This is a genomic window from Flavobacterium sp. (assembly GCF_035456225.1).
GTDB lineage: Bacteria > Bacteroidota > Bacteroidia > Flavobacteriales > Flavobacteriaceae > Flavobacterium.
Window position 1 is genome coordinate 1 of the sequence record NZ_DATIDM010000226.1, and the last position, 8,100, is coordinate 8,100.

At 40.4% G+C, this 8,100-nt stretch carries 8 protein-coding genes; 7 read left to right on the forward strand and 1 reads right to left on the reverse strand.

Going from position 1 to position 8,100, the window contains the following annotated elements; translation table 11 throughout:
- Positions 1–33 precede the first annotated feature (33 nt).
- The 6 genes from VLB74_RS13060 to VLB74_RS13080 all read left to right on the forward strand — a co-directional run bounded on the left by VLB74_RS13060 (position 34) and on the right by VLB74_RS13080 (position 4,241).
- On the forward strand, positions 34–135 hold the full coding sequence (locus VLB74_RS13060) for a GxxExxY protein (protein ID WP_325203903.1): 102 nt from the start codon (positions 34–36) through the stop codon (positions 133–135).
- 196 nt (positions 136–331) lie between these two features.
- On the forward strand, positions 332–742 hold the full coding sequence (locus VLB74_RS13065) for a GxxExxY protein (protein ID WP_325203897.1): 411 nt from the start codon (positions 332–334) through the stop codon (positions 740–742).
- Between the two features lie 79 nt (positions 743–821).
- On the forward strand, positions 822–1,028 hold the full coding sequence (locus tag VLB74_RS13440) for a GxxExxY protein (RefSeq protein WP_414655605.1): 207 nt from the start codon (positions 822–824) through the stop codon (positions 1,026–1,028).
- Between the two features lie 63 nt (positions 1,029–1,091).
- Positions 1,092–1,712, forward strand: coding sequence for a dethiobiotin synthase (gene bioD, locus VLB74_RS13070; RefSeq protein ID WP_325203898.1), 621 nt, complete (start codon positions 1,092–1,094; stop codon positions 1,710–1,712).
- Between the two features lie 77 nt (positions 1,713–1,789).
- A complete protein-coding gene (gene bioA, locus VLB74_RS13075; protein WP_325203899.1) occupies positions 1,790–3,061 on the forward strand; it encodes an adenosylmethionine--8-amino-7-oxononanoate transaminase in 1,272 nt (423 codons plus the stop codon).
- A gap of 22 nt (positions 3,062–3,083) precedes the next feature.
- The gene (locus VLB74_RS13080) at positions 3,084–4,241 is read left to right on the forward strand and encodes a beta-ketoacyl synthase N-terminal-like domain-containing protein (RefSeq protein WP_325203900.1); all 1,158 of its coding nucleotides are present in this window, start codon (positions 3,084–3,086) and stop codon (positions 4,239–4,241) included.
- Here the strand turns inward: VLB74_RS13080 and VLB74_RS13085 are convergent.
- The gene (locus tag VLB74_RS13085) at positions 4,238–4,720 is read right to left on the reverse strand and encodes a regulatory protein RecX (RefSeq protein WP_325203901.1); all 483 of its coding nucleotides are present in this window, start codon (positions 4,718–4,720) and stop codon (positions 4,238–4,240) included. The two genes, VLB74_RS13080 and VLB74_RS13085, sit on opposite strands and share 4 nt — an antisense overlap.
- A 143-nt stretch (positions 4,721–4,863) precedes the next feature.
- On the opposite strand from VLB74_RS13085, the gene VLB74_RS13090 reads away from it, so the two are divergent.
- Positions 4,864–8,100: Ig-like domain-containing protein (locus tag VLB74_RS13090; protein WP_325203902.1), on the forward strand; the 3,237-nt coding region annotated here is incomplete at its 3' end.

Consider the following 8,100-nt stretch of genomic DNA (forward strand, 5'->3'; position numbering starts at 1 on the left):
AACCGATTTAGCAGATTTACGCAAATTTTTCTCATGAGTAATTTTTTATATAAAGGAAGAACGGATGTTATATTGAAAACGTTTTATGAGGTTTATAACACTCTAGGATATGGATTTCTTGAGAAAGTTTACTAGAATAGCATGTGCTTTGAACTTTTAATCGAGGAGTTAAAGTTGATGTTTAAAAAACAAATCAAGGTTTATTTATACGAATGATAGAAAAAAAATACTAATCCCTTAAAATCTGTCTAATCCGTGTTATCAGTGTTCTATTCTTTTGTATTTGGAACACAGATGAAACCGATTTAGCAGATTTACGCAAATTTTTCTCATGAGTAATTTTTTATATAAAGGAAGAACGGATGTTATATTGAAAACGTTTTATGAGGTTTATAACACTCTAGGATATGGATTTCTTGAGAAAGTGTATCAGAACAGTATGTATTTTGAACTTTCAAATAAAGGGTTTAAGGTTGAGGCTCAAAAGCAAATCAAGGTTTACTACAAAGAAAAAGTAGTTGGCGAATATTTTGCGGATTTAGTTATAGATGATGTTATCATTATCGAACTTAAAGCTTGCGAATGTTTAATGGACGCTCATAAAGCCCAATTAATCAATTACCTTAAGGCTACCCAAATTGAATTAGGAATGTTGTTAAATTTTGGCGATACGCCCGAATTTAAAAGATATATTTATACGAACGACAGAAAGAATTTTAATAATCCGATAAAATCTGTCTGATCCGTGTTATCAGTGTGCGATTCTTTTGTATTTGGAACAAGGATGAAACCGATTTAGTAGATTTACACAATTTTATCTCATGAGTAATTTTTTATATAAAGGAAACACGGATATCATATTGAAAATCTTTTATGAGGTTCATAATGTTTTAGGATATGAATTTCTTGTGAAATTATACCAGAATAGCACGTGCTTTGAACTTTTAATCGAGGAGTTAAAGTTGAAGTTTAAAAACAAATCAAGGTTTATTTATACGAATGATAGAAAAAAAATACTAATCCCTTAAAATCTGTCTGATCCGTGTTATCGGTGTTCCATTCTTTGCGAACTTTGCAGTTAAATAAAAAACATGAAATTATTCATCACCGGAATCGGAACTGATGTTGGGAAAACCATCGTCTCCGCAATACTGACCGAAGCTTTGGAAGCCGATTATTGGAAACCCATACAAGCCGGCGATCTGGAGCATTCCGACAGCCATAAAGTCCAGAAATACGTAGCCAACAAAAAGTCGAAATTCTTTCCCAATGCGTACGCGCTTAACACACCCGCCAGTCCGCATTTAGCGGCTGAATTGGATGGAATTGCCATTGACATAAAAAATATAAAAGAACCGAAAACCAAGAATCATCTAGTGATAGAAGGAGCCGGCGGTGTTTTTGTTCCGTTAAATGAATCGGATTGCATAATCGATTTGATTCAACCCGATTATAAAGTGGTGATTGTGTCCCGACATTATCTGGGAAGTATCAATCATACGTTGCTGACGGTGGAAGCTTTGAAAAACCGTAAGCTGGATATTGCCGGAATTATTTTCAATGGAGATGAAAATAAAGCTTCGGAAGAAATTATCCTAAAGAAAACCGGACTGAAAATGATCGGCCGTATCGACAACGAACCGTATTTCGATCAGAATGTGATTCGTTATTACGCGGATTTGTTTAGGGAAAAAATATTGAGTTTAATGTAGAATCAAGAGCCAAGAGTCAAGAAATATATGAATGACAGTCTTTCTTCTTGCCTCTTTTTTCTATTATCTGAAAAAAAATGAATCTATCCAAAAGAGATATACAATACAATTGGCATCCGTATACCCAACACAAAACAGCACAACCACATATCGCCATTACTAAAGGGGAAGGCGCTTTGTTGTGGGATGAAAATGGAAAAGAATACATCGATGCGATTGCCTCGTGGTGGGTAAACCCCTACGGACATTCCAACAAGTTTATAGCCGATGCCATTTATAGACAGTTAACCACGTTGGAACATGTTTTGTTTGGCGGGTTTACGCATGAACCGGCAGTTCAGGTAGCTGAAAAACTGATACAGATTCTGCCGGATAATCAGAAGAAACTGTTTTATTCCGATAACGGGTCGACGGCGGTAGAAATTGCTATTAAAGTGGCGTTGCAGTTTTTCTACAACAAAGGTGAAAAACGCACGAAGATCATAGCTTTCGAAAATGCTTTTCACGGCGATACGTTTGCGGCTATGGCTGCCAGCGGGATTTCCTTTTTTACAGAAGCGTTCAAAGGTTCGTTAATTGAAGTGGTTCGGATTCCGGTACCGACAAAAGGAAATGAACAGACAAGTTATGAAGCATTATATCAATATGTAAAAACAGGCGAATTTGCGGCTTTCATCTTTGAACCTTTAGTTCAGGGAGCTGCGGGAATGGTAATGTATGAAGCGTCCGAATTGGATAAGCTCATTGCAATCTGTAAAGAATATCAGGTGTTTACCATTGCCGATGAGGTAATGACAGGATTTGGGAAAACCGGAAAAAATTTCGCCTGCGATTACCTGACAGAGCAACCCGATATGATGTGTCTGTCAAAAGCTTTAACCGGCGGAACCATTCCAATGGCGATTACGACTTTTACCCAGGAGCTTTTCGATGGTTTTTATGATGATGATGTGAACAAAGCATTGTTTCATGGGCACACATTTACCGCAAATCCTACAGGTTGTGCGGCAGCTCTGGCAAGTATGCAGTTGTTGGAAACCGAAGAAATGCAGCAAAATATCCAACGAATTACTCTGCGTCACTCAACTTTTCGATTAAAGATTAAGGATCATCCAAGAGTTGAGACTGCCCGGGTTTTAGGTGTTATTTTTGCGCTGGAAATAAAAACCGGAGAAGCGGAAAGTTATTACGGGAATTTCAGAAACAAACTGTACAATTTCTTTATAAGTAAAGGGATTATCCTTCGTCCTGTGGGAAATATTGTTTACGTTTTGCCGCCTTATGTTATTTCTGATGATCAATTGGAAAAAATTTACCAAACTATAGAAGAAGCATTGGAGGAATGTTAACTTTGCAAAAAAATAATTCGTTTTGAAACCGATTGCCATCACCGCTTTAGCTTCTTTTTCGCCTTTGGGGAATCAGCCTGCACAGATTTGGGCAGAGTACCTTAAGAATACTTCTTTAATTGCAGAAAAAGAAATAGGCAATCAGAAAGTTCCGGTGGCTTCATTACAGGAAGCGTTGCAGGAATTGGTTTCGGATTTAAGGGCCTCGGATTACAAATACAAACCGTTGGATAACTCGGTGTTATATGCGATGTTGGCTTCCCGAATGGCGATTCAACAGGCGGGTTGGGCGGAAGAAGACACTTTCGGAATCAATATCGGTTCGTCCCGTGGTGCAACCGAACTGTTTGAAAATTACCTCAAAGAATTCATAACCACCGGGAAAACGGCTACATTAGCATCTCCAACGACTACAATGGGGAATATTTCTTCCTGGGTAGCCCACGATTTGAAAGCGACAGGTCCGGAGATCTCGCATTCCATTACCTGTTCGACAGCGCTTCATGCTTTACTTAATGGAGTGGCTTGGCTTCGTTCAGGGATGGCGGATAAGTTTTTAGTGGGAGGAAGTGAAGCCTCATTAACACCGTTTACCATCGCACAGATGCAGGCCTTAAAAATTTATTCTAAAGAAGATTCGGAATTTCCCTGTAAGGCTTTCGATTTGGAAAAAGATAAAAACACCATGGTTTTGGGTGAAGGCGCAGCGGTGGTTTGTCTTGAAATAGGTGAGAATGATAAAGCTTTGGCTTATATAGAAGGAGTTGGGTATGCTACCGATATTTTGGAGCACGGGATTTCCATTTCCACGGAAGCGGAATGTTTTAAAAAATCCATGCGCATGGCTATTGGGTCGGTTCCTTTAGAAGAAATTGACGCGATTGTGATGCATGCGCCGGGAACCATTAAAGGGGATTTGTCCGAGTATAAAGCGATTCAGAGTATATTCAGTGATAAACTTCCGATGCTCACCACCAATAAATGGAAAATCGGTCACACTTTTGGTTCTTCCGGGATTTTAAGCATGGAGATGGCGCTTTTGATGATGCAGCACCAGCAATTCATTGATGTTCCTTTTGTGGAAGCACAACCTAAAAGAAAAATAATCCGTAAAATTCTGGTGAATGCCGTTGGATTTGGTGGAAATGCAGTAAGTGTTTTGATTTCCAAGTCGATTTAATCTTCGGTCAAATCATTCAGTTTTTCAAAAATCAGATTGCTCTCATAACCTTTTCGTGTCAGAAAGTCGCAAAATTTCTTTTTCTTTTTCGGGATGCTTCTTTCTTTTATGGATTCCCATTGTTTTTCGGCTATATCATGAAAGTTTCCCAAATATTCTTCCGCGGAAATTTCTTTTAGTGCTTTTTCGATATTGTATTTGGATATCTGACGGAATTTAAGTTCGTTCACGATCCGTACTTTTCCCCATTTTTTAATGTTGTGTTTGCCTCGGGCAAAGCTCACGGCAAAACGTTCTTCGTTCAGGAAATTATTTGCGATAAGATGCACTATTATAAGATCTATCGCCTGCGGAATCATGTTCAGCGATTTCAGTTTTTCCGTAACTTCATAGTGACAGCGGTCCTGATAACTGCAGTAATATTCCAGTTTTCGTTTGGCTTCTTCTACGGTGCTAGTTTTTGGTGGGTTGTAGTTCATAAATTGCTCATAACTTAACATTAATTTAATTACAAAACACTGAGGTCTTGTAATAAATGCGTATCTTTGTTACCCGTTTTTTCGATTTTTACCAAAAAAGACGGACTAAATATAACGATTTGTTTAAAATTTTACAAAAAGATATGAAATTTAAATTACTGTTATCGTTTTTTTTGCTGTCAGCTACTTTTGGTTGGGGGCAAATAGCTATTCCTAATACAACGCCAGTCACTGAAAATTTTGATGGCATGGGGATAAGCGCGTCGGCTACTTTGCCTAGTAATTGGAAAATGTCGGTTGCTGGAGCTGTTTCTCCTACTTGGGCTGCAGGAGGTAATTTTACGGCAGTTAGTCAACAAGCTTCTACGGGGGCACCTACAACTGGAGGACGTTACAATTGGGGGACTACACCAACAACAGATAGAGCTTTAGGGTGTATGACTTCCGGGGGTTATGCATCGCCAAATAGCATAATGTCCTACTACAGAAATACTAATGCTTCTAATTTGATACAACTCACAGTGTCGTATAATTTAGAAAGGTATAGAATCAATACTACTGCAGCTTCTGTTCAGTTCTACTATTCTTTGGACGGTACTACATGGGTTGCAGTTGCTTCCGGTGATGTTGCTGCGGCTTCATTGCCAACAGGTGCAAGTGCTTATTCTTTTGGTGCTCCACTAACAGTTAATGTTGCTGCTTTTAATATTACAGGGTTAAGTGTAGCTACTAATAGTGACATATATTTGAGATGGAATTTAGTTACGGGAGCTTCGAATTCGCAGGGTATCGGGATTGATGATGTAAGTGTTACCGCTACCTTCGGTGCAGCCTGTACTCCCCCGTCTAATCCTTCAGGAACAATCTCTGCCGGAGCAAATCCTTCGTGTGGACCAACAACTTTGACTTATTCCGCACCAAATGCAAATTTATATTGGCAGACAACGGCTACTGGAACTTCTACTTCCAATCCTACTACATCGTCTTATCCGGTTCCATCAACAGGGACTTACTATGTAAGGGCTTATGATGGATCTTCGTGTTGGTCTACAGGGACAGCTTCTGTTTCAGTAACCATCAACCCGATACCGGGAACCCCGACTACAGCAAATCCTGTGGCGGTTTGTCAGGGAGCTTCGGTTAATGTTGTTGGTACGGGAAGTTCTAATGCCACCTCGTATACGTTTTGGGATTCGCCAGCCGGAGGAACACAATATACTACTGGCGGAGGTTATACCGTTTCGGGAACTACATTAACAACACCTACTGCTTTAGCGGCAGGAACGTATACGTATTATGTTCAGGGGGAATCGGCTACCTGTTCGGGTACGACCCGAAAAGCGGTGACAGTTACGATAAATGCAGTACCGGCAAATCCTTCAGGAACAATTTCAGCTTTAGCAAATCCTTCTTGTGGGCCGGCTACCTTGAATTATTCTGCACCAAACGCAACGCTGTATTGGCAAACCACACCTGGGGGAACTTCGACGTCAAATCCGACAACATCACCTTTTACAGCAGCCACTTCAGGTACTTATTATGTGAACGCTTATAATGGTTCATGTTTTTCTGCAGGATCAGTTTCGTTAGCGGTTACTGTAAATACGGCAACAGCAATCACATCACAGCCAACAAATAATTTTGTTGTTGTTGGAAATACAGGGACTTTTACAGTTGCCGCTACAGGTTCTTCATTGTCTTACCAATGGCAGGTTTCTACCGATGGAGGGACTACTTGGAGTAATATTGGTACAAATTCGAACAGTTATACCACCCCGGCGACTACTTTTGCCATGAATGGGTATCTTTATCAAGTGATAGTTTCGGGAGGTGCTCCTTGCAGTCCTGTTACTTCGGATGCAGCAGAATTGTTTGTGACAACTGCGGCATGTTTGGGGTCTAATTTTGATTCTTCGACGACGCTTCCTGGTGGATGGTCAGGGTCAAGTTCGAATGACGCCTTAGCGGCTCACTATTTAAGTGCGCCAAACTGTAGGGCGTTGACTTCAGGATCCGATTTGATTACCAGTGCTACAAACAATCCTATTGGAATCAATTTTTATGTTGATGCCAGCGGAAGTGGAGGGCAGCTGGGAACTTTGTATTACAGGGTTGGTGCTGCTGCCTGGGTTAGTGTTGGAACTTTTACCGCCACTACTGCCGGATCTATAGTTAGTTTTGATCTGTCAAGTTCTCCCAATTTATCAGGTTTATCAAACGTTAGTTTCAGAATAGTATCCAGTACGAACTCTATTTATATTGATAATCTTAATGTGTATTGCGGATTACCATGCACGCCAGCAACCATTTCTTCTGTAACTCCAGCTTCCGGACCTGTGGGAACCGAAGTTACAATAACGGCAAGTTCCGGTTCTTTGGTAGGGACTACCGCTACTTTCAATGGGGTTGCTACCACTGTAGTGTCAAGTTCTGCTACCCAATTAGTGGTTACTGTTCCTTCGGGAGCCACTACAGGGAGTTTAGTTATTGCCGATTCACAACCTTGTGAAGCCACTACAGCTTTTACGGTGATTACTAAAGACAATACTTCTTGTCAAGGTAATACGCTTGCTTTTACTGATTTGATTATTTCAGAAGTATACGATTCTCAGAGCAACAATGTATGGCACATGGAATTGTATAATCCAACGGCTGCTCCAATAAATTTAGCGACTTCGGTTTATAAATTCGAGCGATATGGTACAATTGGAGATGCCGCACCTACAAGAACCATCGCTTTAACGGGAGTTGTACCTGCAGGAGGTGTTTTCTTGGCTGATTTGGGAGATTCAGGTGTGCCTTGTGTGAAAACTTGGGATTTTGTTTCTTCCGCTCAGGGGATTAATGCTGAAGATGAAATCAGGTTAACAAAAAACAATGTTGCTGTCGACGTGGTTTATTGTCCTAATGAAATTGGTTATACGATAAAAAGAAAAGCAACTGCCGCTGGGCCTACTATGACTTATAACGCAGCCGATTGGGATTTGTTAAGTGCGGAAGATTGTTCTGATTTGGGATTATTCCCCGCCAGCGTTAAGAATACGCCAACTATTACTGTTCAGCCTTCTGTTAATGTGGATTGCTCAACTACATCAATAGTTATCAGTGTTGTCGCTACGGAAGGTTTTCCTAATGGAAATGCATTGGCATACCAGTGGTATGTTGCGGCTCCGGGATCAGCGACATGGACAGCTTTGACTAATACTGGAGTGTATTCTGGAGTTACAACAGCTGCATTGAATATTAGCTCTGTTGTAGGATTGGATAATTATCAGTATTACTGTCAGGTAAGAGAAAATACGGCTACTTGTTTTATAGCTTCAAATGCTGTGATAATCAAAGGGGCATCGTCAACAACCTGGAACGGTACTGCCTGGTCA